The sequence below is a fragment of the Archangium sp. Cb G35 genome (assembly GCF_001896145.1).
Lineage (GTDB): Bacteria > Myxococcota > Myxococcia > Myxococcales > Myxococcaceae > Archangium > Archangium violaceum.
In genome coordinates, this window is the sequence record NZ_MPOI01000003.1 from 196,532 (window position 1) to 223,194 (window position 26,663).

Annotated in this window: 24 protein-coding genes; 15 read left to right on the plus strand and 9 right to left on the minus strand. The window is 69.2% G+C overall.

What is annotated here, in order from left to right:
- Positions 1 to 63: 63 nt before the first annotated feature.
- A complete protein-coding gene (locus tag BO221_RS56085) occupies positions 64 to 4,710 on the minus strand; it encodes an amidohydrolase family protein (protein ID WP_073560435.1) in 4,647 nt (1,548 codons plus the stop codon).
- A gap of 251 nt (positions 4,711 to 4,961) precedes the next feature.
- Here BO221_RS56085 and BO221_RS11325 point away from each other — a divergent pair, with 251 nt between their 5' ends.
- Positions 4,962 to 5,513: an FHA domain-containing protein gene (locus BO221_RS11325; protein ID WP_073560436.1), complete on the plus strand. Its 552-nt coding sequence runs from the start codon at positions 4,962 to 4,964 to the stop codon at positions 5,511 to 5,513.
- Positions 5,514 to 5,537: 24 nt separating this feature from the next.
- Here the strand turns inward: BO221_RS11325 and BO221_RS11330 are convergent, their stop codons facing one another.
- The 4 genes from BO221_RS11330 to BO221_RS11345 form a co-directional block, all read right to left on the minus strand.
- On the minus strand, positions 5,538 to 6,227 hold the full coding sequence (locus BO221_RS11330; protein ID WP_073560437.1) for a tetratricopeptide repeat protein: 690 nt from the start codon (positions 6,225 to 6,227) through the stop codon (positions 5,538 to 5,540).
- On the minus strand, positions 6,199 to 7,524 hold the full coding sequence (locus BO221_RS11335; protein ID WP_083680952.1) for a serine/threonine-protein kinase: 1,326 nt from the start codon (positions 7,522 to 7,524) through the stop codon (positions 6,199 to 6,201). The genes BO221_RS11330 and BO221_RS11335 overlap by 29 nt, the downstream gene beginning before the upstream one ends.
- Positions 7,525 to 7,701: 177 nt before the next feature.
- Positions 7,702 to 9,126 (minus strand): MopE-related protein, encoded by a 1,425-nt coding sequence (locus BO221_RS11340; RefSeq protein WP_073560438.1) that lies wholly within the window; start codon positions 9,124 to 9,126, stop codon positions 7,702 to 7,704.
- A 2-nt stretch (positions 9,127 to 9,128) separates the two neighbouring features.
- Complete coding sequence (locus tag BO221_RS11345; protein WP_073560439.1) at positions 9,129 to 10,394, minus strand: PEGA domain-containing protein; 1,266 nt, start codon at positions 10,392 to 10,394, stop codon at positions 9,129 to 9,131.
- A 212-nt stretch (positions 10,395 to 10,606) separates the two neighbouring features.
- On the opposite strand from BO221_RS11345, the gene BO221_RS11350 reads away from it, so the two are divergent.
- Positions 10,607 to 11,173, plus strand: a complete 567-nt coding sequence (locus BO221_RS11350; RefSeq protein WP_143195394.1) for a hypothetical protein — start codon at positions 10,607 to 10,609, stop codon at positions 11,171 to 11,173.
- A 183-nt stretch (positions 11,174 to 11,356) separates the two neighbouring features.
- Entirely contained in the window at positions 11,357 to 11,827 is a 471-nt protein-coding gene (locus tag BO221_RS11355; RefSeq protein WP_073560441.1) for an NUDIX hydrolase, read from the plus strand.
- 54 nt (positions 11,828 to 11,881) lie between these two features.
- On the opposite strand, the gene BO221_RS11360 is transcribed toward BO221_RS11355, so the two are convergent.
- Positions 11,882 to 13,045 (minus strand): M20 family metallopeptidase, encoded by a 1,164-nt coding sequence (locus BO221_RS11360; protein WP_073560442.1) that lies wholly within the window; start codon positions 13,043 to 13,045, stop codon positions 11,882 to 11,884.
- A 196-nt stretch (positions 13,046 to 13,241) separates the two neighbouring features.
- Here BO221_RS11360 and BO221_RS11365 point away from each other — a divergent pair, with 196 nt between their 5' ends.
- From BO221_RS11365 to BO221_RS11375, 3 genes are all read left to right on the plus strand, one after another.
- Entirely contained in the window at positions 13,242 to 13,676 is a 435-nt protein-coding gene (locus BO221_RS11365; protein WP_073560443.1) for a host attachment protein, read from the plus strand.
- A 197-nt stretch (positions 13,677 to 13,873) separates the two neighbouring features.
- The gene (locus BO221_RS11370; protein ID WP_073560444.1) at positions 13,874 to 15,769 is read left to right on the plus strand and encodes a methyl-accepting chemotaxis protein; all 1,896 of its coding nucleotides are present in this window, start codon (positions 13,874 to 13,876) and stop codon (positions 15,767 to 15,769) included.
- A 10-nt stretch (positions 15,770 to 15,779) separates the two neighbouring features.
- Positions 15,780 to 16,382 carry an HAD family phosphatase gene (locus BO221_RS11375; protein ID WP_073560445.1) on the plus strand — a complete coding sequence of 201 codons (603 nt, stop codon included), beginning with the start codon at positions 15,780 to 15,782 and terminating at the stop codon, positions 16,380 to 16,382.
- Between the two features lie 6 nt (positions 16,383 to 16,388).
- Here the strand turns inward: BO221_RS11375 and BO221_RS11380 are convergent, their stop codons facing one another.
- Entirely contained in the window at positions 16,389 to 17,042 is a 654-nt protein-coding gene (locus BO221_RS11380) for a glutathione S-transferase family protein (RefSeq protein WP_073560446.1), read from the minus strand.
- Between the two features lie 38 nt (positions 17,043 to 17,080).
- On the minus strand, positions 17,081 to 17,677 hold the full coding sequence (locus tag BO221_RS11385) for an adenylate/guanylate cyclase domain-containing protein (protein WP_143195395.1): 597 nt from the start codon (positions 17,675 to 17,677) through the stop codon (positions 17,081 to 17,083).
- Between the two features lie 231 nt (positions 17,678 to 17,908).
- On the opposite strand from BO221_RS11385, the gene BO221_RS11390 reads away from it, so the two are divergent.
- A complete protein-coding gene (locus BO221_RS11390; protein ID WP_073560447.1) occupies positions 17,909 to 18,304 on the plus strand; it encodes a hypothetical protein in 396 nt (131 codons plus the stop codon).
- Between the two features lie 76 nt (positions 18,305 to 18,380).
- A complete protein-coding gene (locus BO221_RS11395) occupies positions 18,381 to 18,923 on the plus strand; it encodes an OsmC family protein (protein WP_073560448.1) in 543 nt (180 codons plus the stop codon).
- Between the two features lie 202 nt (positions 18,924 to 19,125).
- Here BO221_RS11395 and BO221_RS11400 read toward each other — a convergent pair whose 3' ends face one another.
- Positions 19,126 to 21,123, minus strand: a complete 1,998-nt coding sequence (locus tag BO221_RS11400) for a S46 family peptidase (protein ID WP_083681004.1) — start codon at positions 21,121 to 21,123, stop codon at positions 19,126 to 19,128.
- 192 nt (positions 21,124 to 21,315) lie between these two features.
- Between BO221_RS11400 and BO221_RS11405 the strand changes: the two genes are divergently transcribed.
- The 7 genes from BO221_RS11405 to BO221_RS11435 all read left to right on the plus strand — a co-directional run bounded on the left by BO221_RS11405 (position 21,316) and on the right by BO221_RS11435 (position 26,656).
- Positions 21,316 to 22,449: a triacylglycerol lipase gene (locus BO221_RS11405; RefSeq protein WP_073560450.1), complete on the plus strand. Its 1,134-nt coding sequence runs from the start codon at positions 21,316 to 21,318 to the stop codon at positions 22,447 to 22,449.
- Positions 22,450 to 22,485: 36 nt separating this feature from the next.
- Complete coding sequence (locus BO221_RS11410; protein WP_083680953.1) at positions 22,486 to 23,205, plus strand: triacylglycerol lipase; 720 nt, start codon at positions 22,486 to 22,488, stop codon at positions 23,203 to 23,205.
- 139 nt (positions 23,206 to 23,344) lie between these two features.
- Complete coding sequence (dps, locus tag BO221_RS11415) at positions 23,345 to 23,902, plus strand: DNA starvation/stationary phase protection protein Dps (protein ID WP_083680954.1); 558 nt, start codon at positions 23,345 to 23,347, stop codon at positions 23,900 to 23,902.
- A gap of 84 nt (positions 23,903 to 23,986) precedes the next feature.
- Complete coding sequence (locus BO221_RS11420; protein ID WP_073560451.1) at positions 23,987 to 24,850, plus strand: SDR family oxidoreductase; 864 nt, start codon at positions 23,987 to 23,989, stop codon at positions 24,848 to 24,850.
- A complete protein-coding gene (locus BO221_RS11425) occupies positions 24,847 to 25,473 on the plus strand; it encodes a glutathione S-transferase N-terminal domain-containing protein (protein ID WP_073560452.1) in 627 nt (208 codons plus the stop codon). The genes BO221_RS11420 and BO221_RS11425 overlap by 4 nt, the downstream gene beginning before the upstream one ends.
- A gap of 74 nt (positions 25,474 to 25,547) precedes the next feature.
- A complete protein-coding gene (locus BO221_RS11430; RefSeq protein WP_073560453.1) occupies positions 25,548 to 26,024 on the plus strand; it encodes a hypothetical protein in 477 nt (158 codons plus the stop codon).
- Between the two features lie 83 nt (positions 26,025 to 26,107).
- A complete protein-coding gene (locus BO221_RS11435) occupies positions 26,108 to 26,656 on the plus strand; it encodes an inorganic diphosphatase (protein WP_073560454.1) in 549 nt (182 codons plus the stop codon).
- Positions 26,657 to 26,663 lie beyond the last annotated feature (7 nt).

Sequence of the window (26,663 nt, forward strand, 5' to 3'; positions counted from 1 at the left end):
GACTTCAGGGGACTTCACCGGCCCCGCCCGCCCCACGGTGGAGGCGGACGGGTCCAGCTTGGCTCAGGGAACCGGCACGATCTGGTTCACCGCGCCCGGCGTGCTCTTCGTCGTGAACTTGAAGTCGTCCGCGTTCGAGTCGGAGTCCTGGCTGGTGATGCTGCGCGACAGCGAGCCATTGGTGCCAACGCCCGGATCCACCAGCCCGGTGGTGGACTTGGGGCCCTCCGTCAGACTGAACTTCGTCGCCGTCTTGTCGAGCGTGACGCTCCGCATGTCACCTTCGTACGACAGCGAGTCGACGAGCATGTCCGTCGCCGTGTTGTAGATGGCCAGACTGTCGGGCGCGCCGTTCTGGATGTTGTCCTTGGCGAGGCCGGCGGTGATCTTCTTCACGCTGTCTGGCACCGTCTTGAGGAGCTCGGCAGAACCGAAGACCAGGTACTCACCGGCCCCCAGCGTCGTGAACGCGGTCTGGGACAGGTTGACCCGGAGGTATTCGGTGTTGTTGCTGCCATTGGCCAGGACGAGGACCAGACCCTCCAGCGAGATGGGCTCGGTCGAGGAGTTGTAGATCTCCACGAACTCCAGCAGGTCGTCGCCAAGCTGGTCGTAGTCCACCTCGTTGATGACGAGCCCCTTGCGGTAACCCACCACCGTCACCGGGGTGGTGAGCGTCACGCCGTCGTAGGAGGCACGGAAGGTACCGCTCGCCCCTTCGGTGCTGTCGGTGGCGGTGAACGTCACCTTGCCCTCGGTCGCGTCCTTGGCGATGACGATCGTCGCGGCGCTGAGCTGGCCCAGACCGGAGGCAGGCTCCAGCGAGACGTCGACCGTGACCGTGGCCTCCGCCGGCTTGTCCAGCGCCACGGTGAACTCCTGGGTCTCCGACGGCTTCACCCGCGGGTTGGCCGGAGTGATGCTGGCGAGCTTCGGGAACGTCGGGCGCACCGTCACCGTGGCCTCGGCCCTCGAGGTGCCGAGCGAGGCCCTCACCTTGAACGTGCCAGTGGCCGTGCCGGTCGCCGCCGCGGTGAAGAGGAAGGTGGCCGAGTCACTGCCCTTGGGCACCACCACCGTTGCGGGAACCGAACCAAAAGCCGTGCTCTCCGAGGGAGGATCCAACGCGAGCTTCACCGCCACATCCCCCTCCGTCTCCTTGTTCAGCTTCACCGTAAACGCCTGGGTCGTACCGTAGAAGACGGTGACCGGGGACGGGGTGAGGCTGGTGACGGTCGGGAAGTCGTCGGTGAAGCTGACCGGGACCGACACCTCGCTGGCCCCCAGCCTGACCGTGATGGTTCCCGTGTCCGTGATGGTCGCCGTCTCGCTTGCGAGGAAGGTGAAGCTGACCGAGGAGGCGTCCGGCGTGACGTTCACCGTGGAGGGCGTCACCGTCCCGAGCTCCGCCGGCGTCACGATGACGTCGACGGTGGTGCCGGTGGGCGCGGGGATGTCCAGGGTGGCGGTGAGCGTCGTGTCGAAGCCCGCAGCGGTGACGAGCGGATCCGGCGTGAGCGTCTTGAGCGTGGCCGCCTCGTCGGTGGCCAGCACGCGCACCTTGGTCTCCAGGTCCACGGCGCGCAGAGAAGCGGTCAGCGTCACCTCCGCGGCCCGGGCCTTCGGAATGAGCTTCACCTCGGCGCTGGTCTGTCCGGCGGGGATGACCACCATGCCGACACCCGCCACCGCCAGCGCGTCATCGTTAGAGGAGGTGACCTGGACGGCCACGTCCTCGGCGTAGGTGCTGGCGATGCTCACCCGCAGCTTCGTGGAGCCGATGATGGAGCAGCCAGCAGTACAGTCGGAACCCAGGCGGATGAACTGACCCGAAGCCATGCCGAAGGAGACGAGCTCCGGCTGCGGTCCGAGCAGATCATTGGCACCGAGCGGCTCCAGCTTGGAAGCGCTGTTGCGCCAGTTCAGGACGCCGCGGATGACGTGGTACTCCGTCCCCACCGTCGGCAGGGGCGAGGGCTTGTAGACGAAGTCATCCACGACGAGGCCCCTGGCCGCCGGGTCCGAGTCCTTCGCGGTGTCGACGACGAACTCGCCGGCGCCGGAGTCCACCTTCGTCACGAAGACGTCGGTGAGCTGCACCCGCACACCCTCGAGCGCCGCGGCGCGCGAGCCGCCCGTGCGCACCTCTTCCGGGGTGACGAGCACGGGCGCCGGCAGCGCCTTGCCGCTCTCCACGGGCGTCTTTTCATCGAAGAACGCGTCGTTGAGCTGGAGCTGCCCGTAGTAGTCCTTCAGCACGGCGTTGTTGATCTTGATGACCTCGCCGACCTTCGGCGCGGCAGCCGTGGAGGACCTGGGGTAGACGTAGATACCGGACCAGTCCGCGCCCTCGGTCCGATCCTCGTCGGGCACCTGCAGGAAGAAGTGGTTGCCCGACACCGCCGTCACCAGCGCCTTGGGAATGGTGACGGTGTAGCCCACCAACGACGGGAAGGGAGCAACAGCCGGCTTCTTGAGGTCATAGACAGTGACCGAGCAGAGCACGTCATCCGGGTTCTTCGAGCGGCAGGCGTCGCACGCGTCACCGCGGCCATCGCCATCCGAGTCCGCCTGGTCCGGGTTGGCCACGCCGGGGCAGTTGTCGGTGCTGTTGGGATTGCCGTCACCGTCCTCGTCCGCCGGATTGCGCGCCGTGCAGGTGGTACCGCCGAGCGGGCACGGATCGCACGCATCACCGATGCCATCGTTGTCGGAGTCCGCCTGCTTGCCGAGGTCCATCGGGCGGATGGGGTTGAAGACGATGGGGCAGTTGTCGTCCTGGTTGGCGATGCCGTCACCGTCGGAGTCGGCGAGCCGGCGCGTGCCGGAGTAGACGGTGGAGCCATTCACCGAGGCCGCCACGGGCGCGGAGGCCGTGCGCTGCGGGGTGCAGGTAGGCTCGTTCGTCGGCGCCGTGTTGCGGCAGAAGAAGAGCTCGTAGGCGTTCTTGTTGAACTCCTTCAGCGCCGGGAAATTCTTGCCCGGCGTCGTCCCCAGCGCCGTCTCGGACTTCACGCACACCGCCTTGGTGGCGCCGCACATGGGCAGCTCGTCACACTCATCCGCGCCCTTGAGCCCATCCACCACGTTCTTGTCGCCGTAGAGCGGCTTGCCGCCACGCACGGTGAGGACCACGTCCTCCGTCCCGGCCTCGATGACGGCGCGGTGCGGCGAGTAGGCGAAGGAGCGCAGCTTGAAGATGGCCAGGTCCGCCACCTTGCCCGGAGCGATGCGGCCCAGCTTCTCCGCGGTCTCCGTCACGTCCGCCGCGTTCGCGGTGACCATCCGCCACAGTTCCTCATCGGTGAAGGACTGCGAGTAGTGCACCTGGTTGAGGTAGTTGGCGCACTGCAGCTCGCGCAGGATGTTCATGGAGCCCGACTGCAGCCAGTCCGTCCCCAGCGCGATGCTCACGCCCAGCTGCTTGTAGGCGGTGACCATGGCCGTCTCGCCATACAGGGAGATGTTGGAGCGGGGCGACCAGACGAGCCCCGTGCCACGCTCGGCCATCTTGCCGATCTCCGCCGCCGTGAGGCCGATGCCGTGGATGAGGGCCGTGTTCGCCCTCATCAGATCCTGGCTGCCGGAGCCCTCACCGGACAGGCAGCGGAACTCGTTGTGCGCGGAGGACTCGATGCCCTCGGACACGTGCGGCATGTAGGCCGAGAGGGGCGGAATCGCGTCCGGCCTGTCGATGCTCCCGTAGGAGCACCCGCTCTCCAGCTCCTTGCCGCCCGAGTCATCCAACGGGAAGGTCTGGAAGAACGCGGGCATCTCGCGCAGGCCTTCCTGGCTGGTCCGGGTGCTGTAGCTCTCGGCGGTCAGGTCGCGCAGCAGACCCGAGATGCCGCCCGAGCCCACCATGGAGGTGGTGCCGGCGACCACATGGCGCAGCTCGGCCCAGCGCAGCAAGTCATCGGGAGAGCTGCTGCTGCCCTGGTTGAGGGACGTGTGGCCGTTGTTGCCCTTGCGCCAGTCATGGCGGTGCTCGTAGCGCTCCGCCTTCCCGGCCTCGGGAGCCTTCTGGTAGGAGATGTGGTCGTGCGCGTTGATGAGGCCCGGGGAGATGACACCCTGCGGGCAGGAGATCTTCGTGGCCGTGTCCGCACCCGCCGCGCTCGAGCAATCGCACGCCGAGCACTGGATGATGCCCTTGTCGTCCACCAGCACCTGGCCGCCGGTGAGCGTCTTGCCGTCCATCAGCACCACGCCCATGTAGAGGCGCGCGGCGCCGGTACCGGCGATCACCTTGCAGGTCTCACCGGCCTCGGGCTGCGGCAGGGTCGCCGCCCCGGGGCACACTTCCGGCGCCGGCCGGGTGACCACGCAGTTGCTCTCGCACCCGTCACCGTCCGTCTTGTTGCCGTCGTCGCACGCCTCCGAGATTTCCCGGGTGCCGTTGCCGCACACGGCCAGCACTTCCTGATCCGGCCGGGTGATGCTGCAGTCGTTCTGGCAACCGTCACCGTCTACCTGGTTGCCGTCGTCGCACGCCTCGCCAACTTCCTGCTCGCCGTTGCCGCAGACGGCCTGCGCGCTCTCGGTGGTACAGGTATTGGAACAGCCGTCACCGTTGGCGGTGTTGCCGTCGTCACATTGTTCCTTGCCTTCGACGCGGCCATTGCCGCACTCCTCGGGCGAAGGGCACGCGGTGAGCAGGAGAAGTCCTGCACTCAACAGTGCCAGGAGATGGCGGGGGTGATTGCGCATGCAGTCCCTTGGGGGGTTGGGGGTTGGACCTGCGCAGTGGGCTCCCGCTTCGTGACAACGGAGTGAAGCCCACTGAAACATTTAAGCGACACCTTACGCCGGAGGTGGGCCGGGTGAAAATCCGTCCCCCCCGTTTGGACGCCTGTCCACGCCCGAAATCGACCCTCTCAAACGCGCACTCTTGGACAACCCGGCGACTCCGGACACGAGAAGGGGTGGCGATCACGCCCCGGAGGTGTTTCTCTCCCCTCATGGCGCGCTCCCTGCTGCTCTCGCTGCTCGTGCGGCAGCACCTCGCACTCAAGGAGAAGTTCCGGGCCCGCTACCCGCACTGCTGGCTGGTGTGGGAGGCCGGTGTCTGGAACGTTCCGGAGAATAGCGAGCAGAACCACGGCACCACCCGGCTGCCCACCTCGGATCTCCGCGACTGTCTGCCGTCGGGGGATGCCATGTGCTTCGAACTGGCGGCGGCGCCAGGGCGGGACACGCTCACGCTGGGGCGGGCCTCGCACAACGTCTTCGTCATCAACGACGCCACGGTGTCCCGCGAGCACCTGGCGCTCCACGCCCAGCCGGACGGAAGCTGGACGGTGGAGGCGCTGGTCCAGGGCGGGCCGGCGATGCTCAGCGGAAAGCGGATGCGGCCCGGGCAGATCCTCCCGCTGGAGTCCGGCATGCAGCTGCAGCTGGGCGACGTGCGGCTCACCTTCCACGACGCCGAGAGCTTCCACACCCGCATGGGCCACACGGCCGCGCTGATGCTGGCCCATCAGCGGGGCGGCTCCCAGGAGACCCCGGCCTGAAAGGGCCCGGGCCCGCGGCCCCGGCTAACGCACGGTGCCCAGGGTGGTGGGGCGCGGCTGGGGCGCGGTGGCCGCGTAGACGATGCCGCCGGCGATCACCGCCACGGCGCCCGCCCCCGCCCACACCCACCACTTCGTCAGCGGGTTGTCGCCCTTCACCTGGGCCTCGCTCCGCGCGGAGGCCTTGGCGCGGGGCACCAGGGCACCCTTGCCCTCCCCCTGCTGGACACGGCGCGCGGCGATCGCCTCCGTCTGGGCCCGCAGCGCCGCGGCCTTCGCCTGCTCCCTCGCCGTCTCCTCGCGCGTCTGGCGCCGCTGCTGCTCCCGGCGCACCGCCTCGTCCATCTCCGCGATGAGCTCCCGCACCAGCGCGGCGTTGGACGGCTCCTCCTTGGAGAGCGTCAGGTAGCGCCGGTAGAAGAAGCCGGCGCGCTCGGGACGGCCCATCTGCCGGTGGCACTGGGCGATGTTGAAGAGGAAGCCCGGCAGCGGCATCACCCGGTACGCCTCGCTGTAGGCGTCCAGGGCCTTCTGGAACTCGCCCAGGTCATAGGCGATGTTGCCCTCGGAGAATTTCGCGCGGGCCTGAGACTCCACGCGGGAGTCCGCCTCCACGTTCGCGGCGCGCGCGGACAGGGGCGACAGGGCGAGCGCCACCGCCACCAGCACCGGCAGCAGGGAGCGCTCAGCGAGCGAACGGATCAATGATGTCATCGCGCACTCCGGGGTTCTGCTTGCGGTGGGCAGCGGGGCGGACCTGCTCCCGAGCCTGCTTGCGGCCCGCGCGCGGCTCCGCCTCGGGCACGAGCGGCGCCTCGAGGATGCCGGGCGAGCCGGGCAGCGCCTCCTGCCCGGTGGTGAGGGGGACAGGGGCCTGAGCGGCGGCCTCGTGCGCCTCGGCCCCGGAGGCGGCGCCACGCCGTACGCCCCACGAGAGCACGAGCCCCGCGAGCGCCAGGGCCACCACACCCGAGGCGATCAGCGGCCAGGGGCGCCGCGCACCGGACAGCGCCGCGGGCACCGCCATGGGCTGGGTGGGCCGATCGTCCTCGGAGAGGACGGGGGAGACCGCCCGCGGTTCCATCCCCGTGTCCGACAGCAGCGCGGTGATGACCTCGGAGAGCTGCTGCGGCCGGTCCCCGGGCTCCTTGGCCAGACAGCGCAGGGCGAGCTGGGCCAGCCCCTGCGGCACCGGCTCTCCCGCTGGCGTGTGCGAGGGCAGCGCGGGGGGCGGCTCGGTGAGGATCTTCACCATGAGCTGGCCGAAGTTGGGCGCCTGGAAGGGCGGCCGTCCGCCGAGCAGCTCGTAGAGGACGGTGCCCACCGCGTAGATGTCCGCGCGATGATCCACCGGCAGGCCCGCGGCCTGCTCCGGCGACATGTAGGTGGGCGTGCCGATGATGGTGCCGTCCAGCGTGCCGCTGGTGCTCTCGGCGGTGAGCAGCTTGGCCACCCCGAAGTCGAGCACCTTCACGAAGTCCTGCTGCCCGCCCTTGTGGGTGACGAAGAGGTTGTCCGGCTTGATGTCCCGGTGCACCACCCCGAGCTGGTGCGCCGCCCCCAGCGCCGCGCACACCTGCACCAGCATGCGGCGGATGCGCAGCAGGGACAGCTTCTCCTCGTTCAGCAGGGCGGAGAGGCTCTGCCCGCGCAGCAACTCCATCACGCAGTAGACACGTCCGTGCTCCGCGTCCTCGATGAAGTCGAAGATCTCCACGATGTGTTCGTGGTTGATCTGATTGACGGCGCGCGCCTCCTGGAAGAAGCGCTGCACGAAACCGCGATCATGGGAGAAGGCCGAGCGCAGCACCTTGAGGGCCACCTGGCGTCCCAGCCGCGTGTGGCGGGCCTGGAACACCTGGCCCATGGAGCCCTCGCCCAGCAGGCGCTCCAGCTGGTAGCTGCCGAGAATGTCGCCTTCTTGAAGCTCGCGGTCCACGACCGCCGAGCCGTCTGCGGCTTGGAAGCTGCCTGAGAGCACCGTGCCCGAGATGAAGTCGTCGCCGCGCATGGGCGGCAAACCTTTTCATCCTCTCATCCCCCGGCAACCCACACGGCCAACGTTGTCGTCAGGGTGACGACTCTTCTGTCCCACCCAGGGCAGTGGAATCCTTCTGGGAGCCATGAAAAGAAACAGGCCCGCCCCGGAGGGCGGGCCCGCGCTCAGGTGTGAATCAAGCGCACAGGCTCAGTTGCACGAGCCATTGCTCTGGCACGTTCCCGCCGAGCCGTTGGTGCGGGTGCAAGCACTGCCGGAGGGGCAATCCGTCCTGTCCGCGCAATCGATCTGACCGTCGCCATCGTTGTCGGTGCGGTCATTGCAGATGGTCTCCTTCCTGGCACAGTTCGACAGGGAGCAGCCCGCGCCGCACAGGCCGTTGACGCAATTGGGATCCGCGTTGCCGGAGACGCAGTCGAGCTTGCCGCCGTTCCCATCGTTGTCCCTGCCGTCCGTGCAGGCGACCTCCACGCGCTTGCCTCCCGCGCAGATGGTGCCGTCGCCGAAGTTCGTCCAGTTGCAGTCAGGGTCCGCGCAGTCCACGTCGCCCTTGCCGTCATTGTCCAGCTCATCGTTGCACACGGTCTCCTTGGCGGTGCCACCCGTGCACACACAGCCACCGGCAACGCTGCAATCCTTGCCGTTGCAGTCGGAGTCCGCGCAGTCGATGCCCTCGGTGCCGTCGTTGTTGATGCCATCGGAGCACACGGTCTCCACGGCCTTGCCGCCCGTGCAGGTGCAGCCGGTGCCGCACGACTGGTTGGCGCAGTCGGGATCCGCGCAGTCGATGCCCTCGTTGCCATCGTTGTTGATGCCGTCGCTGCAAACGATTTCCTTCTTCACGTAGTTGGAGCAGACGCAGCCGGTGCCACACGACTTGTTGGTGCACTCCTCCTCGACGCAGTCGATGAACCCGTCCGGAATGGGCTCGTTGTCGATGCCGTCGCCGCAGTTGGCCTCGCCAATCGTCCGGTCGACGCAGATGCAGTTCTTGGCCGTGTCGCCGGCCTTGCACAGGCGCGTCTGGAGGTCGCAGTCGCTGTCCGCGCAGTCCTTGGCGCCGTCCCCGTCATCATCGGTGTCGTCTTCGCAGAGCTGCTCGCCGCGCGTCTTGCAGGCCCCGTCCACGCAACTCTCGGTCAGGGCATTGCAGCGGTTGCCGCACCGGCCGCAGTTGGCGTTGTCCGTCTGGACGTTGAAGCCCTCGTCCAGCTCGCCGTCGCAGTCGTCATCGACGCCGTTGCACGACTCGGTGGCGGCGGGCACGACCTCGCCGGCACAGATGATGGAGCCGTTGGCGCCGCAGGCGGCCCGGCCGGACTTGCAGCCGCCCACGTCCCGCGTGGCCTCGGGGCCGGTGTAGCAACTGGCGGCGGCCAGGTCGTCCAGCTGGCCGTTGCAGTTGTCGTCCTGGCCGTTGCACACCTCGTCGGTGGGCGTGCAGCAGTAGCCGCGCAGGCCCGCGCCGCGGGGAGCACACACCACGCCCTCGGCGGCGCAGTCCTCGGGCTTGTCGCAGCTGAAGAGGGTGTCGTCCGGAAGCTCCGGCACGAAACAGCCCGCGGCGGACAGCGCGAGCACCAGACAACAGAAGAGGGAAGAGAAGGACTTCATGTTCAGAAGCTCCCGCCAATCACGAAGTGGAGGGCCGTGCCGCTGGTGCCCTTCCCGCTGGAAACGGGGGCCACCGAGGAGGACACCGGCTCGGAACGAGCAGGGACGATGAAGAGCCACAGCAGGCTGCCGCCCGCCACCGCTCCACCGCCCGCCATGAGCGCCGTGGCGATCATCGACTGCTGCCGGGCGGCCAGGTACTCGGCACGGGACACGTCCATGATCCCATCGCCGTTGGCGTCCTGCACCTTGCCCTGGAGGCCCATGCCCATGGCCACGCCCGCGCCCACCGCCGCCAGGCCCAGCACCGTGGTGTAGAGGGCGGGACGGCTGAAGACGGAGGGACCGGAGGGGCCGCTCGACTTCTTCTTCTTCACGCCCGCCACGGCGTCCGACGGGGGGCCCTCCGGCGCGGGGCCATTGAGCTCCAGCCGCACCGCCACCTCCTGCGTCTCACCCGACACGAGCGTCAGCGTCTTCGTATAGGTGGAGTATTCGTCGGCCTCCACGATGAGCTGCACCTCGCCGGGCGGCAGCTTCGCCTCGACGGTGCCCACGCCCAGCATGCGCTCGCCCACGCGCACCACCGCCTGCGACACGTTGCTGGACACCTTCAACATCGAACGCGGCCGGGCCAGCTCCGTCACGCGCCTGGACAGCACCTCGCCCGCCTCGCGGATGAAGTTGCTGTCGGTGGGCTTGCGGCCCGTCACCACGTCCGTCTCCACCACGCCCCGGTCCCGGTCATACGTCCACAGCCGCAGCGTCCAGCCCTCGTCCTCGAGCGCCAGGCGCGCCGTGGTGAGCAGGTCCGCGTCCATCGTGTCCGCCGGCCCGCTCAAGCACGAGGCCTCCTGGCAGCGCAGGGCGGCCTCGTAGTCCGACGCGAGCTGCTCGCGGACCTCGGAGGGCTCGGCGGCCCTGGCCACCCGGCCGGTGCGCAGCGCCACCGCCTGCAACCAACCCATCCACCGCTTCGCCGCCGCGGCGCCAGCGCGCTCGGGCGTGTCCAGGCCCACCAGCGCGAAGCGCGGCTGGAGGTCCGCTCCCGGCGTGCCGCTGCTCAGGTCCAGGCCCAGACCCATCCCGCCCTGCTCGCCGTCCGGTGGAGTGCCCTCTCCAGAGCCCTCTCCGGAATCCTGCTGCTGCTCGTTGCTCTGGGTGCTCGAATCACCGGACAGGTCCAGCCCGAGGCCCTGGGCTCGGACCGGGCCGGCGGCCAGCGCGAGTGCCAGCAGGCCGGCCACATACACGACGGGGGTACGCATACGCACTGTTGTACCGCGAACAGCGCCCGCTGCGGAGCACCGCCCACGTCACACCACGCACCTGCCTTGGGAGCAGGCAGGTGACTGCCACGCCCGGGTCCGCTGTGTAGCCTCCAGACACACCTCGAACCCTATCGGGGTCCCCCCGTGGCAGACTCGCGCGAGGAACGAGGTGCCGCGCACGGGCGGACCCGGCCGTGGAGGAGGTTGCTGTGTCAAGGGATGAGACGGGGCCGTCTGGCGACGGCAGGCAGCGGAGGGTGGCCGGGTATCTGGGCTCGCTGGTGTTCCACGTCAGCTACGTGACGCCCATCTTCTGGTTCGTGGAGCTGCTGCAGAACCAGCTCTACTGGAAGCTCACCGGGGAGCCAGGGTGGACGTATCCGCTCTCGCCCTACCACTGGTTCTCCTTCGAGAGCGTGGGGCTGTGGGCGGGCTCGGTGACCATCATCTGGTGCCTGAATTTCTTCTGGTTCCTGCGCCGGGACGTGGGGCTGGTGAAGCGGATGGTCATCGCCGGGACGATCTGCTTCGCGGGCGAGTGGCTGGCGGGCTTCGTGGCCGACCGGGTGCTGGGCCATCCGCTGCAGATCTGGACGAACGCGCCGCTGGTCTACATCAAGTTCAGCGCACTCTTCTTCTGGTGGTGGGACGTGCTGCTGTACGAGCTGCTGACGGTGGACATCGCCAGGCTGGGACGGCCCGCCGCGGCGGCGCCGGAGCCGGGTGGGCAGGCCGAGCCACTTCGCGGCTCGAGCTCCTCCTCGTCACTCCGATAGCCCATCGACGACGGGCGCCCTGTTCTGGCTCTCGAAGCCTGGCGCTGTGATGCGGCAGCATCGGGCACGGTAGCCATGCCCATCGGGGTGAGGGGCGATATCCAGGGTCCGTCCCCTGAAAAACGTGGCGAAGCGCATGAGGGATTACAAGATCCCGATGAACTTCACCCGTTGGAGCGGAAGATGAGCGGCGGACAGGCGTGGCAGGGAAACGTGAGGGCGCGCCTGTACGAGCGGATCCGCGAACGAGGCTACGACTCGCTCACGGCCTTCGCTGAGGCGCGTCCCGCTGTGCCGCTGTACTTGCTGGCCGAGGAACTTGGCAGGGATGACGTTGCAGCAGTGCAGGTGTTGAGCGGGTTGCTCGCCGAGGCGGAGCAGCACAAGCGGGTCACTCGCTTTGTCCGCGATGTGCTTGTGCGCGAACTGGCGGAGAGTCTCCCAGATGGGTGGCCGGCCGTGCTGGACGACGCAAACCGTGTAGAAGTTGCCATGGCGCTCGGCACCTGGACTGCCTACACCCCGGAAACGCATAAGCAACGCGTAAAGCGGGCGGGAAATGCACTCCTCGCCACACCACCTCCGCCCGGTTGGCGCCCGCGCGGCCCCGATGACGAGCTGCTCCTCACGCTCCTGCCCGACGAGGAAGTCTGAATTCCCCTCCTGGAAGCGGAGCCGTTACCGGCCCCACTCCCGCCCGCCAGGGGCCTAACCCGCGCGCGACGCGAGGTAACGCACCAGCGCCTGGGCCTTGGGAATCAGGGTATCCACCTCGATGAACTCATCCACCGTGTGGAAGCCCTTGCCCCGGGGGCCCAGCCCATCGATGGACGGAATCCCCATGGAGGACGAGGTGCTCGCGTCCGAGCCACCGCCCACCAGCGGCGCCTCGCCATGGCCCAGCCCGGAGGCGTGGGCACACACGCCATACGCCGCCATCAGCGCCGCGGAGGCCTCGGTGCGCTCCAGCGGCTCGCGAGCCACTCCACCCTTCACCTCGATGCGCGTGCCGGGAACACTGGCCGCGGCCTCCTCGGCCGCCCGTTGGAAGCGCTGCACCAGATCCTCTCCATCCGCGCGCGTGCAGAAGCGCAGGTCCACCTCCGCCACCGCGTGGTCCGGCACCGTGTTCTTCCCCTGGCCGCCCGTCACCTTGCCCACGTTGACGGTGATGCCACGCGGGTAGTCGGTGAGCTGCTGCACCCGGTCCACGAAACGGGCGAGCGCCCACAACGCATTGGCCCCCTCCTGGTGCGCGTTGCCCGCGTGGGCCGCCTTGCCGTGCGCCACCGCCGTGGCCATGCCGGTGCCCTTGCGCCGGGTGATGATGGCGTCCGCCGCCCGCCCCGACTCGAAGACGAGACACGCCCCCGCGCCAGCGATGGCCTCGCGGATGACGCCCGTGCCCTCGGGCGAGCCCACCTCCTCGTCCGACACCACCACCAGCCGCAGCGGCGGCAGCTTGTCCAGGCCTCCCGACGCCGCGAGCGCCTTGAGTGCCCAGGCGATGACGACGAGCCCACCCTTCATGTCCAGCACGCCCGGCCCGCGCCGCAGCGCCCCGTCCTTCCGGTAACCCTCGAACTTGCCCGGGGGAAACACCGTGTCCAGGTGGCCCACCAGCGCCACCGGCTGGAGCCCCGCCCGGCCCTCCGAGCGGAACACCAGGTGATCCGCGTACCGTGTGCTGGGGACCACCTCGCCCACCAGCCCCGGCATCGTGAACTGCTCACGCAGCAGGGCGCCCACCTTGCGGCCACCCTCCGCGTTCTCCGTCCACGAGTTCACCTCCACCAGCGCGGCGAGCGCTTCCTCCATCTCCCCCAGCCTGCCCACCAGCCAGCTGGCCGCCGCTTCATCCATCTCGCGCATGTCCTCGGCCTCCCGCCGAAAAGCTTCACACCCCGGGGTGCATCCCCGGTCGTCCCCCGGGCATATGCCAGGCCCCCGGCTCCAGGGAAGGTGCCCCGGCGCCCGCCCGCCCGGCGCCCCGGCACGGGTCCCCCGGAGGAAGGAAGCTTGCCGGGGACGGTGGGGGTCCGCACCTCAAGGAGCAGGAGGATGAACGATGGCGGACGCGCTGTGGATATTGGTGGCCAATGGAAGCCGGGCCAAGCTCTTCGCGACGGACGAGCGCGCGGAGGTCTGGAACCTCAAGGAGGAGTTCCACCACGAGGAGAGCCGGTCCATGTCCCGGCAGCTGCTCAACCAGCCGGACAACCCGAACGCCGGCTCCCTGCACAAACCCCAACCCGAGAACCAGCCCGATGCTCGCCAGCAGCTGGAGATCGACCGCTTCGCCCGCGAGCTCGCCGCCCGCCTGGAGCGCGGCCTCAACGACCACGCCTATGACCGGCTGGTGATCGCCGCCCCGCCCGGGCTGCTCGGCATGATGCGCAAACTCATCAGCCCCCGCGTGCACCAGCGGCTGATGCTCGACTTCCGGGCGGACTACATGAACGTGCCGGACCGCGAGCTGCCCGAGCGCATCCCGCTCTCCTAGGTAGGCAAGCGGATGGACAGGCGGCCCGGAGCTTCCTACGTGCTCCGGGCCTCGTCCGTCTGGGGCTCCCACCTGGACCCACAACATGGAACGTGCCCCCTCCGCTTGGACGCGCTCCGTGGTACAGGAGGAAGGGGCGTCGGCTGTGAGGACATTGGGGTCCCTCTCGGCGCCTCCCAGCGGACGTCACCAGATTCATGAAACTTCCCCTGATCGGCACCCTCAAGCTGCGCGGCCGCCTGACGCTGTACGTCACCCTGCTGGCCGTCACGCCGCTGCTGCTCTCCACCCTGGCGGGGGTCACCACCACCCAACAGATGATGCAGGCGCAGGTGCACGAGATGCTCCGCATCGAGGCGGAGGGCCTGAAGGATCTGGTGGAGGCCTCGCTGGCGGAGCGCGAGACGAGCGTGCGCAGCTGGGCCGAGGACGCGCTGCTGCGCGAGTCCCTGCAGCGCGACAGCTATGGGCTGAGCGACGGGGTGCTGGCGCGGCTGCAGTTGCGCTACACCACCTTCACCGGGCTGGTGCTCTTCACCGACGACGGCCGGGCCGTGTCCGCCAGCACGCCGGCGCTGCGCGACTCCTTCGCGGGACAGGAGGCGGCGGTGCGCGGCTCGGCTTGGTTCAAGGCGGCCCAGGAGGGGCGCTTCACCAGCGAGACGCTCGCCAACGAGGACCCCGTCTTCGGCATGCAGGTGCTGCACCTGGCGGCGCCGGTGATGGAGTCACGGGGCGGGCGGCGGATGGGCGTGCTGCTGGCGGCGTATGACTGGGGCCAGGTGGGCGAGGTGGTGAAGGCCGCGCTGGCCCGCGCCCGCTCGCGCAAGAACGAGAGCTTCGCCCTGGAGGTGCGCACCGCCACGGGCACGGTGCTCTTCGACTCGCGGGGCAAGGACGCCTGGAACATTCCCAACGCCGTGGCCGAGCAGGCCATCAACGGGCCGGAGATTCCGGACGTGGGCGATGACTGGCGCTTCGTGGCCCTCTCGGACCCCGAGGAGGTCTACGCCACGATGAACCAGCTGCGCGTCGGCACCGCGTTGGCGGTGATGGCCGTGGTGGTGCTGGCCGCCCTGGCCGCCCTGCTGCTGTCGCGCGGCATCACCGCGCCCATCACCCGGCTGAGCCAGGTCGTGCACCGCATCGTCCAGGAGGGAGACCTCACCCAGAGGCCCGACGTGCGCTCCGACGACGAGGTGGGCGAGCTGGCCCGCTCCTTCGTGCAGCTGGTGGACCACCTGCGCGAGACGACCGAAAGCCTTCAGCGCGGCACGCAGGTGCTCACCGACACCGTGGCCGAGCTGACGCGCGCCGCCGAGCAGGAGGAGAGCAACCTCACCCGCCAGGCCGCGGCGCTGCAACAGACGCAGGTGACAGCGCAGGAAATCAAACAGACGTCGGAGGTGGCGGCCGAGCGGGCCGCCGCGGTGCTGACGGTGGCCACGCGCGCCGAGGAGCTCGGCCACGGGAGCGCCCGCGCCCTCGCCGAGAGCATGAGCGGCTTCCAGGCGCTGCGCGACCAGGTGAACGACATGTCCGAGCAGATCAGCGGGCTCAACGAGCGCGCCCAGCGCATCGGCGGCATCACCCAGACGGTGAAGGGGCTGGCGGACCGCTCCAACATGCTGGCGCTCAACGCGGCCATCGAGGCGGTGCGCTCCGGTGAGCACGGCAAGGGCTTTGGCATCGTGGCCAAGGAGATCCGCACCCTGGCCAACCAGTCCATCCAGTCCACCGTCCAGGTGGGCGGGCTGCTCGAGGACATCACCCAGGCCATCGTCAAGACGGTGGAGCTCAACGAGCAGGGCCATGCGCGCATGGAGGCGGGCATGGACCAGGTGCGCACCAGCGGCGAGAGCATCCACGCCCTCACTGAAATCGTGCAGGACAACATGAACGCGGTGCGGCAGATCTCCGGCGCGGTGAGCCAGCAGAACGCGGGCATCAACGAAATCTTCAGCGCCCTGACGGACCTCTCCAGCCTGATGCACGACACCATGGTGGGACTGCAGGCCACCCAGCGCGTCACGCAGGCGTTGCGAGAGGTGGCCGAGCAGATGCAGCACGTGGCGCGCAGCTACCGGGTATAAAACCCGGTCCATGAGCCCTCCGCTTCGCGCCATCATCCTGGACCTCGGCAACGTCCTCGTCTTCCACGACAATGCCCTGCTGTTCCGCAGGCTGGGGGCGAGGGCGGGGCTGCCGCCCGCGGAGGCCGAGCGCCGGCTGGCGGGCGCGGGCTGGACGGCGGCCAACCGGGGCCTCGTCGGCGCCGAGGGCATCCGGCGCGACGTGTGTGGCGCGCTGGGGGTGGACCTGCCGGCCGGGGAGTTCAACGCCCTGTGGAGCAGCCACTTCACCGTGCACGAGGCGGTGCTGCCGCGGGTGGAGGGACTGGCGGGGCGGGTGAAGCTGGTGCTGCTGTCCAACACCAACGTGCTGCACATGGAATGGCTGCGGCCGAGGCTGCCGGTGCTCGAGCGCTTCGATCACCTGGTGCTCAGCTGCGAGGTGGGCCTGGTGAAGCCCGAGCCCGCCATCTATCAGGAGGCCCTGAAGCACGCGGGCTGCGAGCCGCACGAGGCCGCCTTCTTCGACGACATTCCCGAGTTCGTCCAGGCCGCGAGCGCGCTGGGCATCCGCGGCCACCTCTTCACCACCGCCCAGGCCTTCGACGCGCAGTTGAAGGCGCTGGGGCTGTAGCGAGCCCTACTTCTTCTCGTAACGCGCCACGGGCGGCTCGTGGCGGGCGGCCTCGGTCCAGGCCTTCATCGCTGGCAGGGCGAGCACCGCGTCCCGGTAGGCGGCGCCCTCCGCGTCCAGCTCCACGTCATAGGTGACGAAGCGCGTGACGACGGGCGCGTAGAAGGCATCCGCGATGGAGAAGGCGCCGAAGAGGAACGGCCCGCCCTGCCCGAAACGCCGCCGGCACTCCGTCCACAGCGAGGTGATGCGGGAGATGTCCTCGGCGACGCCGGGGGCGCGGCCTTCACCGGGCCTGCGGGCGTGGAGGTTCATGGGCATGTGGTTGCGCAGGTTGGAGAAACCCGAGTGCATCTCCGCGGTGACGGAGCGGGCCATGGCGCGGGCGGCGCTGTCCTGGGGCCACAGCTTCGCCTGGGGGAACTGCTCGGCCAGGTACTCGCAGATGGCCAGCGAGTCCCAGATGGCGAGGTCCCCGTGCAGCAGCGCCGGCACCCGGCCACTGGGCGAGTACTTCGCGATGTTCGCGGCGGTGTCCGCCTGGCCCAGCGGCACCACCACCTCGCGGAAGGGCTGTCCGGTGTGGGCGAGCGCGAGGTAGGGCCGCAGCGACCAGGAGGAGTAGTTCTTCGAGGCGACGACGAGGGTGAACTCTTTCATGGGGGCGCACCATATAGCGCCCCGGTCCACGCGAGCGCTCAGCTGCCGGGACGCAGCAGGCCGCGCAGGCGCGACATCCACGAGCCGCGGCGGCGGCGCACGGGCGGATCGATGCGGTAGACGGACACCGGCAGGCGGATGTTCTTCAGGTCTCCCCGGCCCAGGCGCACCACGGGAGCCTGGACCTGGCTCTGCACCTGCCGCACCACCGGCTCGCTGACGTAGAGGCTCCCGGGCCGGGCGAGCGACTCCAGGCGGGCGGCCACGTTGACGCCCTCGCCGAAGATGTCACCGTCCCGGTGCACCACCGAGCCCAGGTGGATGCCGATGCGCAGCTCCACCCGGCGCGTCTGCGGGACACATTCGTTGCGCGCGCACAGCGCCGACTGCAGCTCCAGCGCGCAGGCCACCGCGGGCAGGGCCTCGTCGAACTCGACGAGGAATCCATCCTCCAGCTGTTTGATCTCCCGGCCTCCGTGACCGGAGAGCAGACCGCGTACCAGCCGGCCATGCTCCTGACGCAGCTCGTGGTTGAGCGCCTCGTCCCGCCGAGCCTCGGGGCTGAGCTCCACCATGTCCGTGAACATGATGGCCGCTACCTTCCTGGGTTCCGGTTGCGGCACTTCCGCCATCATCAACGCGTCTCCTTCCCCCCCACCCACGGCAGCGAATGTTACCTGAGGGACACTCGCCTGGTCTGCACGGGGGCAATCCGGCAGCCGCGCCTAATCCCACCTGCTGGCCTGGATGAAAGTAATTCATTGCTGACGCAACGCACAATGCACGGGGAGCGCGAGGGTCCACGAGACGACACAGGGCGTCACGGGAGTGTCGCCCTGTTACTGTCGTGGGCGAGCCTGCCGCCCATGTCCGTCCCCGAGGATGAACAAGACCCACACGCGCCACTCTGGCCGCCGCTGCTGGCGACGCTGGGGGTGCTGTGGGTGGCCACGCAGGTGCGGGAGCAGAAGCTGGTGCTCAGCGCGCTGGCCACGCTGGTGGCGCTGCCCACGCTGTGGCGGGTGGTGACACGCCGGTGGGTGCGCGGGGACGTGCTGCGAGGGTTGGCCATGGGTTACCTCGCCTGCCACCTGCCGTTGCTGCTCGGGGCCTGCTCCACGCTGGACCGGCCCGAGTGCCGCATCCGCCTGTGCATGGATGGAGTGCTCGCGGGAGTCCCGTACGTGCCCTGGGCGGGAGTGCTGGGCACCCTGCTCTACTGGGCGTGGGGCACCCTGAGTGGAGGCCGCCGCGCACTGTGATGCCGGGTACGGGCGGCTTGCGGCCCCGAATGGCACCGCCCTAGCTTCGACGCCCCTCGAACATCTGGAGACAGTCATGGAGAACATCACCGGCAGCTGCTGCACGCTCGATCTCGACACGTTCCAGAAGACGAAGGCGCACGTGTCGGCCAACCCCGAGGCGGGCAAGGGCCGATTCGAGACGGTGACGGAGTGGCGTGATGGGGCGCAGGCGGTGACGAAGGCGCGCTCCTTCACGCTGGAGACGGATGAGCCCACGGCGCTGGGCGGCAAGGATCAGCACATCGATCCGATGGAGTTGCTGTTGGCCTCGTTGGGCACGTGCCTGACGATCGGCTGGGTGACGCAGGCGCGGATGAGGGGATTGGACTACCGCAACCTGCGCATCAAGGTGAGCGCGCCGTTCGACCTGAGGGGCTACCTGAACCTGGACCCGAAGGTGCGCGCGGGCTTCTCCGAGCTGCAGTACACGGTCGAGGTGGACACGGACGCGGACGCGGCCACGCTGGAGGAGATCCGCAAGGCGGCGGAGAAGACGAGCCCGATGTTCGACAACATCCTCAACCCGACGGCCATCTCGGGCCGGGTGACGAAGCTCAGCGGCACCGTGGCGGCCTGAGCACATCTCCCCAAACAGAAGACATTTCCCCAAGCAGAAGACATTTCCCCTCTCCCCCCGGGAGAGGGACGGGGTGAGGGTATCTCGTGGACCCGGGTTCGCATCCACACGGGTTCAACCCGTGGGCCCCGGCACCCTCACCCTGACCCTCTCCCGAAGGGAGAGGGAAGGGATTGAGGGTAGGGATTGGGATGAAGGAGGCTCAGCGCTGATTCGCGCGCAGTTCCTTCACGAGCCGCCCGGCGCCGTAGATGTGCTCGAGGGCCCGCAGCAGGCCCTCACCATGCACGGACACGGCGCGGTTGGTCTCCGGCACGTACGCATAATCGCCCCCGAGCGAGTGCAGGTTGCCATCGAAGATGAGCCCCACCACGCGGCCCTCGCGGTCCACCATGGGCGAGCCCGAGTTGCCGCCGATGATGTCGTTCGTCGTGGCCACGTTGAAGGGCGTCTCCCCGGGCACCTTGCCCCGGGCCTTCATCCACGAGTCCGGCAACCGGAAGGGCTCCTTGCCCGTGTGGCGCTCATACGCACCGGCGAACGTCGTCAGCGGCGACACCTGGCGCCCACCCTCCTCCCAGCCCTTCACCGTGCCGTAGTTGAGGCGCAGGGTGAAGGTCGCGTCCGGGTAGCCCGTGGTGCCATGGGCCGCCAGCCGGGCCTGCGCGAGCAGCTCGCCATTCTTCTTCAACACCGGCTCCACCGTGTCCTCGTAGCGCTTGCGCACCTCCCGTGACTGAGCGTCCACCCGGCGCGCCAGCAGGATCATCGGATCCTTCGAGGCCTCCACCGCCGCCTTGCCGCCGTCGAGCAGCCGCTTGCGCTCCTTCACGTCGAAGAGCTTCGTGCCCTTCACCAGCGCGCGCGCCAGTTCCTCCGGGGCCTCGCGGCCGAGCACCGTCTTCACGAACGGATCATCCGCGCCGAGCGTCTCGCGCAGCTTGTTGAAACCAAAGGTGAGCGAGATGGCCTCCAGCTCCGCGGGGATGGGGGCCTCGCGCAGCAGCCCCATGCGCAGGGCGGGGAGCTGTCCCTCCGTGTACTCGCGCAGCCGCTCCGTGTTGGGCTTGGGCAGCTCATCCGCCGCGCGCACCAGGTGCTGGGCGATGTCGAAGAGCTCGGACGAGAAGCCATACCCGTCCTCCTTCAGCCGGTACTCGGCGATCATCGTCCGGTAGGTTTCCAGCGCGCGGGCGATGGCATCCCAGGAGCCCGCGGTGGTGGCCGCGAGCTTCGGGTCCGCCTTCACCTTCGCGCGGAGGTCCGCCTCGGCCTCGCGCTTGGCGGCGAGCAGCGAGGGCTCGGCCAGGGCCTGGTGCCGGCCGCGCAGCGCCTTCAGCCCGTTCTCCACCGAGCGCAGCCTCGCCCGCGTGGTGCGGAAACGCTCCGGCGAGGTCGAGGCGTACTCGCGCAGCATGCCGCGCCGCTCCGCCAGGTACATCAGCGCGAACGGCAGCGCCACGTCGCGCTGGAACTCCAGCTCCGCCACGGTGAGCTGCCGCTGGGTGGTGCCGGGGTGGCCGGAGACGAAGACCAGGTCCCCCTCCTTCGCGCCCTCCTTCGCCCAGGGCAGGTAGTGCTCCGTCTTCAGCGGCTGCCCGTTGGCGTCCCACACGCGCAGGAAGGCCGCGTCGAAGCCGTAGCGAGGGAAGTTGAAGTTGTCCGCGTCCCCGCCAAAGGCGGCCATGGAGAACTCGGGCGCGAAGGCCAGCCGCACGTCCTGGAAGCGGCGGTACCGGTAGAGCTGGTACTTGCCTCCGTGGAAGAGCGTCACCACGTCACAGCGGACCTCGGGCCCGGTGGCGCACTCGCTCTCGATGGTGGACATCTCCGCCTTGAGGGCGGTGTTGAAGGCCGCGCCGCTCAGCCCCTTCGTGGCGGTCTGGAGACGCGCGGTGACGTCCGTCATCCCCAGGAGCTGGTTGGCCTCCACCTTGGGGCAGCGCAGCTCGTCCTTCAGCTCCTTGGCGGAGAAGCCCGTGGCCAGGTAGTCGCGCTGGGGCGAGGACAAATCCTGCACACAGGAGCGGATGCAGTGGTGGTTGGTCATCACCAGCCCGTCCGGGGACACGAAGCTCGCCGAGCACCCGCCGGCCAGCCGTACCGAGGACAGCCGCAGGGAATCCAACCATTCCTGAGAAGGCTCGAAACCATGGGCGGCCTTCACGGCGGCCCGGGGAAAGGCGTCATAGGTCCACATCCCCTCCTCCGCGGCGGCGGGGAGGGCGAAGAGCAGGCCGAGGGCGAGCAGTCGTTGCACGGGCGGGCGATCCTTCCTGAGGAGGGAGAGGGGCCGGGTTGTGGCCCGGGAGTGGCGTGCCGTCAACCCGGGCGGACGGAGGATGCACGTCGGACTTGAGTTGGAGGCGGGGACTGCGGAAGGTTGGGGAGAATGGCGACGAAGCACCACATCTACCTGGTCCCCGGTTTCTTCGGCTTCGCCAACCTGGGAGAGCTGCTCTACTTCGGGCACGTCCGCGACTACTTCGTGGCGGAGATGGCGCGCCGCGGCGTGGAAGCCGAGGTGGTGCAGGTGCTCTCCCACCCCACCGGCTCCATCCGCACGCGCGCCGCGGACCTCTACAAGGCCATCGAGGCGAGCGCGAAGAACGACGACGGCCCCATCCACCTCATCGGCCACTCCACCGGAGGGCTGGACTCGCGGCTGTTCGTCAGCCCGGGCGCGCTGCTGGGCGACGACATCGACGTGGAGCCCTATGCCCGCCGGGTCCGCACCGTGGTGACGGTGTCCACCCCCCACTCGGGCACCCCGCTGGCGACCTTCTTCCTGGGACTCTTCGGACAGAAGCTGCTGCAACTGCTGTCGCTGTTCACCGTGTACGTGCTGCGCTTCGGCCGGCTGCCGCTGACGGTGGCCTTCCGCCTGGGAAGCCTGCTGACGCGTTGGGACGAGCAGCTCGGCTTCCGCCCCACCATCCTCGACCAGCTCTTCGAGCAGCTGCTGGGGGACTTCTCCGTCGAGCGCCGCGAGGAGCTCGTCCGCTTCCTGGGCGACGTGACCCACGACGCCTCGCTCGTCCCCCAGCTCACCCCCGAGGGCATCGACCTCTTCAACGCGACCACCGTGGACCGGCCCGGGGTGCGCTATGGCTCGGTCATCACCCAGGCGCGGCCGCCGTCCCTGCGCGCGCGGTTGAGCGCGGGGTTGGACCCGTACGCCCAGATTACCCACACCGTGTACGGCTTCCTCTACGGACGCACCCAGCGTATGCCCCTCACGGCGATTCCCCTTCACACCCCGGCGCAGACGGCCGCACTGGTGGAGGCCTACGGGGCGATGCCCGGCCCGCAGGCCTGTGACGGCATCGTTCCCACGCGCTCCCAGGTGTACGGGCGGGTGCTGGCGGCGGTGCGCGCGGACCACCTGGACGCCATCGGCCACTTCGACCAGCCGGCGCACAGCCCCCCCCACGTGGACTGGCTCATCTCGGGCTCCGGCTTCCGCCGGCTCCAGTTCGAGCGCCTGTGGAACACCGTGGTGGATTTCGTCCTGCTGGAGACCTGATACACAGCGGGCCTGGCCGTCGACCTGGAGCCCACCATGTGCACCCCTCTTCGTGACCTGCCTCGCGCCCGGCGCGCGCTCGTGCTGGCACTGCTCGCCGTCGTGACGGGCTGTGCCACCGCCCCCGGGACGAAGCCCACCCCCGCCGCCGAGCATGTCCCCGTGTTGTTCGTGCCCGGCACCGATGACTCCCCGGGCGCCTTCTTCGCGATGGTGGATGCCTTCGAGCAGGCGGGCTGGCCGAAGGAGCACCTGTACGCGGTGCGGCTGCACCCCAACAACGGCCAGGTGCCCATCGAGGTGATGGCCTACCAGGTGCGCCGCGCGGCGGAGGGCCTGCGCAAGCGCACCGGCGCCGAGCGCGTCGACGTGGTGGCCTTCAGCCAGGGCGCGCTGTCCACGCGCTACTGGATGCAGGAGCTGGGCGGCCAGCCACGCGTGCGCCGCTTCATCTCCATCTCGGGGCCGCACCGCGGCACGCGGGCGGCGTACCTGAGGGCGGACCCCGCCCTGGTGCAGATGCGCCCGGACAGCACCTTCCTGCGCGAGCTGAACCGCCGCGAGAACCCCTTCGGGGACACCGAGGTCTTCTCCTTCTGGTCGCCGCTGGACAGCACCGTCGTCCCGGCCGACAGCTCGCGCCTGCCCGGCGTCACCGAGCGCACCTTCTTCGTGCCCGCGCACCAGCTCATGCTGAGCGCCCCGGCCGTCATCTCCGCGACGGTGGAGGTGCTGGCGCAGGCTCCGCGGCAGTAGCCCGGGACAGGAGGGGCTCGCCCGCCCGCACGCCCTCCGGACATGCGCGATTGGATTGGCGCGAGCCCCCCGTCATCCCCACCGTCTGAAGAAACCATCGGCTTTCGTGGCCGGTCGGAACCACGACGAGGGATGACGCATGACCACGAAGTTCCCCAGCCATATCAACCTGCCACGCGAGTCCCGCGCGGAGCTCATCGAGCTGCTCAACGTCTGCCTCGCCACGTCCATCGACCTGCACTGGCAGGTGAAGCAGGCCCACTGGAACATCCGCGGCAAGGACTTCATCAGCCGCCATGAGCTCTTCGACGACGTGGCTGACCACGTGCGCAAACAAGCCGACGAGTTCGCCGAGCGCGCGGGCGCCCTCGGGGGTTACGCCCAGGGCACCATCCGCCTGTCCGTCAAGAACAGCGAGCTGGAGGAGTACGACCTGAGCGCGGTGAACGGCGATGACCACGTGCGCGTGCTCGTGGACCGCATCACCATCTACGCCTCCACCATCCGCGGCGGCATCCAGCGCGCGGGCGATCTCAACGACCCCGTCACCGAGGATCTGTTCACCCGGATCCTCGGCGAGGTGGAGCAGGACCTCTGGTTCCTCGAGAGCCACCTGTACGGCTCGGCCGTCACGGGCCGCGACGAGGTGGCTCCCTCCGCCATCATCGAGGAGCGCGGCACCGCGCCCAACGCCTGAGCCCGTCCCAGGGCTCGCGCGACGGCGTGCGCGCGGGCCCCCCGGCGCATTATAGAGGGCGCTCATTCTGGAGGGTCATACCGGATGACGCCGGGACACATACAAGGGAAGGTCTGCCTCATCACCGGAGCCACCTCGGGCATCGGGCTGGAGTCGGCCCGGGCGCTCGCGCGCGCGGGGGCCACCGTGGTGCTGTCGGGACGTGACAAGGGCCGGGGCGAGGCCGCGCTCGCCGAGGTGCGCCGCACCGTGCCAGACGCGAAGCTGGATCTGCTCCTCGCCGATCTCACCTCGCTGGCTTCCGTCCACCAGCTCGCGAAGGATTTCCAGGCCAGGTATTCGCGGCTGGACGTGCTGCTCAACAACGCGGGCCTCATGCTCGACCGCCGCAAGGTGACGCCCGACGGCTTCGAGGCCACCTTCGCCACCAACCACCTCTCCCACTTCCTGCTCACCCATCTGCTGCTGGACCTGCTCGAGAAGAGCGGCCCCTCGCGCGTGGTGAACGTCTCCTCCGAGGGGCACCGCATGGGCTCGCTCGACTTCCTCGAGGACCCGCAGGCCGAGCGCGGCGGCTACAGCGGCATGAAGGTCTATGGCAACTCGAAGCTGGCCAACATCCTCTTCACCCGTGGCCTGGCCAGGCGGCTGCAGGGCACGAAGGTGACGGCCAACAGCCTGCATCCAGGCGTGGTGCGTACCGGCTTCGGCCTCAACTCCGAGGGCTTCTTCAAGCACCTGGTGAAGCTGGCCGCGCCCTTCATGCTCTCGGCCGAGGGCGGCGCCCGCACCTCGGTGTACCTGGCCTCCTCGCCCGAGGTGGAGGGAGTGAGCGCGAAGTACTTCATCAAGAGCAAGGTGGTTCGTGAATCCAAGGCCGCCCAGAGCGACGAGGGCGCCGAGACACTGTGGCGCAAGAGCGCCGAACTGACGGGAGTGGGACGATGATCGATCTCTACACGTTCACGACGCCCAATGGGCGCAAGGTGTCCATCGCGTTGGAGGAGCTGGGGCTGCCCTACAAGGCCCACGTGGTGGACATCACGAAGGGTGACCAGTTCAAGCCCGAGTTCCTCGCCATCAACCCCAACAACAAGATTCCGGCCATCGTGGACCCCCAGGGTCCGGGCGGAAAACCGCTGTCCGTCTTCGAGTCCGGCGCCATCCTGCTCTACCTGGCCGAGAAGACGGGGAAGCTGCTGCCGGCGGACCCGCGCGCGCGCGCCGAGGCGGTGCAGTGGCTGATGTTCCAGATGAGCGCCGTGGGGCCCATGCTGGGGCAGCTCGGCCACTTCAAGCGCTTCGCCACGGAGAAGATTCCGTACGCCATCGAGCGCTACACGAAGGAGTCCGAGCGCATCCTGGGCGTGCTGGACAAGCACCTGGCGCAGCACGAGTTCCTGGCCCCCGAGTACTCGGTGGCGGACATCGCCACGTACCCGTGGCTGGCTGGCGCGACGCAGTACTACCCGGAGCTGCTGCCGGCGGTGGCCAACGTGCGGCGCTGGATGGACACCGTGGCCGCCCGCCCGGCGGTGCAACGCGGCATGAAGGTGCCGGAGCTCAAGTAGTCTCCCCACCGGCCAGACAGGCGGGCCCGCGGGACGGGAACACCGCGGGCCCGGTGCCTAGCTTGAGGGGCACCATGAGTGAGCTCGTCACCCAACCTCGCGGCTTCTTCCAATCACTCGGCCCCGGTCTCGCGGGCGCCGTCTCCCTCACGCTCGTGCACCAGGGTGCGCGCGCCGTGCTCAAACACCCTCCGCGCATGGATGTGCTCGGCATGCGCTCCATCAAGAAGATCTCCAAGCGGCTCGGCCTGCCCACGCCCCATGGCCGCGCGCTGTACCAGCAGAGCCTCATTGGCGACCTGCTGAGCAACACCCTGTACTACGCCCTCGTCTCCATGGGCCGCCCGCGCCGCATCTACCTGCGTGGGGCCCTCCTCGGTGCGCTCGCAGGCCTCGGCGCCGTGGTGCTCCCGCCCTACCTCGGGCTCGGCAAGCGCCCCAGCCGCGCGAAACGCTCCACCGCCTTCTTCACCGTGCTCTGGTACACCCTCGGCGGCCTCGGCTCCGCTCGCGCCGCGAAACGCTCGCTCCTGGCCTCCGCCACGCCCTGACGGCGGGCCTCGAAGGTTGTCGAGGTGAAACTCTCCTCCGGGGGCACTTGTCCCCGGGGACAGTCCGTCCGAGCCTCGACATCATGACCACGGACCTCACCCGCATTCCCCTGCGCGGCAGGGACGGCTCCTTCCATGTCGTCGTCGAGTCGCCCCGGGCCTCCACGGTGAAGCTGAAGTACGAGCCGAAGCTCGGCGCCTTCACCGTCTCCCGGCCCCTGGTGCACGGAATGCGCTACCCCTTCGACTGGGGCTTCGTCCCCAGCACCGAGGCCCCTGACGGAGATCCGCTCGACGCGCTGGTGTATTGGGATCAATCCACCTACCCCGGCGTGGTGCTCCCCTGCCGCGCGCTCGGGGTGCTGAAAGTGGACCAGAAGAAGAAGCGCGGAAGTGGCCGGGAGCGCAATGACCGGTTGCTCGTCGTACCCATCATCGCGGCACGCGCGGAGAACCTGAACTCCATCCAGGACCTGTCACGCCGGGAGCGCCAGGAACTGGAGCACTTCTTCACCGCCGCCGTGGCCTTCGCGGACAAGGATGTGCGCATCCTCGGCTGGGAAGGAGCGGAGGCCGCCGAGAAGATGGTGAGCAATGCCGCCAACACGTACCAGATGAAGGCCCGGCGTTAGGAAGAGT

Excerpts from the sequence above, each read along its gene's own strand:
- BO221_RS11335 (WP_083680952.1), bottom strand. The coding sequence starts at position 7,524 with ATGCGCGGCGACGACTTCATCTCGGGCACGGTGCTCTCAGGCAGCTTC.
- BO221_RS11375 (WP_073560445.1), top strand. The coding sequence starts at position 15,780 with ATGAGCCCTCCGCTTCGCGCCATCATCCTGGACCTCGGCAACGTCCTC.
- BO221_RS11405 (WP_073560450.1), top strand. The coding sequence starts at position 21,316 with ATGGCGACGAAGCACCACATCTACCTGGTCCCCGGTTTCTTCGGCTTC.
- BO221_RS11325 (WP_073560436.1), top strand. The coding sequence starts at position 4,962 with ATGGCGCGCTCCCTGCTGCTCTCGCTGCTCGTGCGGCAGCACCTCGCA.
- BO221_RS56085 (WP_073560435.1), bottom strand. The coding sequence starts at position 4,710 with ATGCGCAATCACCCCCGCCATCTCCTGGCACTGTTGAGTGCAGGACTT.
- BO221_RS11380 (WP_073560446.1), bottom strand. The coding sequence starts at position 17,042 with ATGAAAGAGTTCACCCTCGTCGTCGCCTCGAAGAACTACTCCTCCTGG.
- BO221_RS11420 (WP_073560451.1), top strand. The coding sequence starts at position 23,987 with ATGACGCCGGGACACATACAAGGGAAGGTCTGCCTCATCACCGGAGCC.
- BO221_RS11330 (WP_073560437.1), bottom strand. The coding sequence starts at position 6,227 with ATGACATCATTGATCCGTTCGCTCGCTGAGCGCTCCCTGCTGCCGGTG.
- BO221_RS11360 (WP_073560442.1), bottom strand. The coding sequence starts at position 13,045 with ATGCGCGAGATGGATGAAGCGGCGGCCAGCTGGCTGGTGGGCAGGCTG.
- BO221_RS11385 (WP_143195395.1), bottom strand. The coding sequence starts at position 17,677 with ATGATGGCGGAAGTGCCGCAACCGGAACCCAGGAAGGTAGCGGCCATC.
- dps (WP_083680954.1), top strand. The coding sequence starts at position 23,345 with ATGACCACGAAGTTCCCCAGCCATATCAACCTGCCACGCGAGTCCCGC.
- BO221_RS11425 (WP_073560452.1), top strand. The coding sequence starts at position 24,847 with ATGATCGATCTCTACACGTTCACGACGCCCAATGGGCGCAAGGTGTCC.
- BO221_RS11435 (WP_073560454.1), top strand. The coding sequence starts at position 26,108 with ATGACCACGGACCTCACCCGCATTCCCCTGCGCGGCAGGGACGGCTCC.
- BO221_RS11365 (WP_073560443.1), top strand. The coding sequence starts at position 13,242 with ATGGCGGACGCGCTGTGGATATTGGTGGCCAATGGAAGCCGGGCCAAG.
- BO221_RS11400 (WP_083681004.1), bottom strand. The coding sequence starts at position 21,123 with ATGTGGACCTATGACGCCTTTCCCCGGGCCGCCGTGAAGGCCGCCCAT.
- BO221_RS11345 (WP_073560439.1), bottom strand. The coding sequence starts at position 10,394 with ATGCGTACCCCCGTCGTGTATGTGGCCGGCCTGCTGGCACTCGCGCTG.
- BO221_RS11370 (WP_073560444.1), top strand. The coding sequence starts at position 13,874 with ATGAAACTTCCCCTGATCGGCACCCTCAAGCTGCGCGGCCGCCTGACG.
- BO221_RS11395 (WP_073560448.1), top strand. The coding sequence starts at position 18,381 with ATGGAGAACATCACCGGCAGCTGCTGCACGCTCGATCTCGACACGTTC.
- BO221_RS11390 (WP_073560447.1), top strand. The coding sequence starts at position 17,909 with ATGTCCGTCCCCGAGGATGAACAAGACCCACACGCGCCACTCTGGCCG.
- BO221_RS11355 (WP_073560441.1), top strand. The coding sequence starts at position 11,357 with ATGAGCGGCGGACAGGCGTGGCAGGGAAACGTGAGGGCGCGCCTGTAC.
- BO221_RS11410 (WP_083680953.1), top strand. The coding sequence starts at position 22,486 with ATGTGCACCCCTCTTCGTGACCTGCCTCGCGCCCGGCGCGCGCTCGTG.
- BO221_RS11430 (WP_073560453.1), top strand. The coding sequence starts at position 25,548 with ATGAGTGAGCTCGTCACCCAACCTCGCGGCTTCTTCCAATCACTCGGC.
- BO221_RS11340 (WP_073560438.1), bottom strand. The coding sequence starts at position 9,126 with ATGAAGTCCTTCTCTTCCCTCTTCTGTTGTCTGGTGCTCGCGCTGTCC.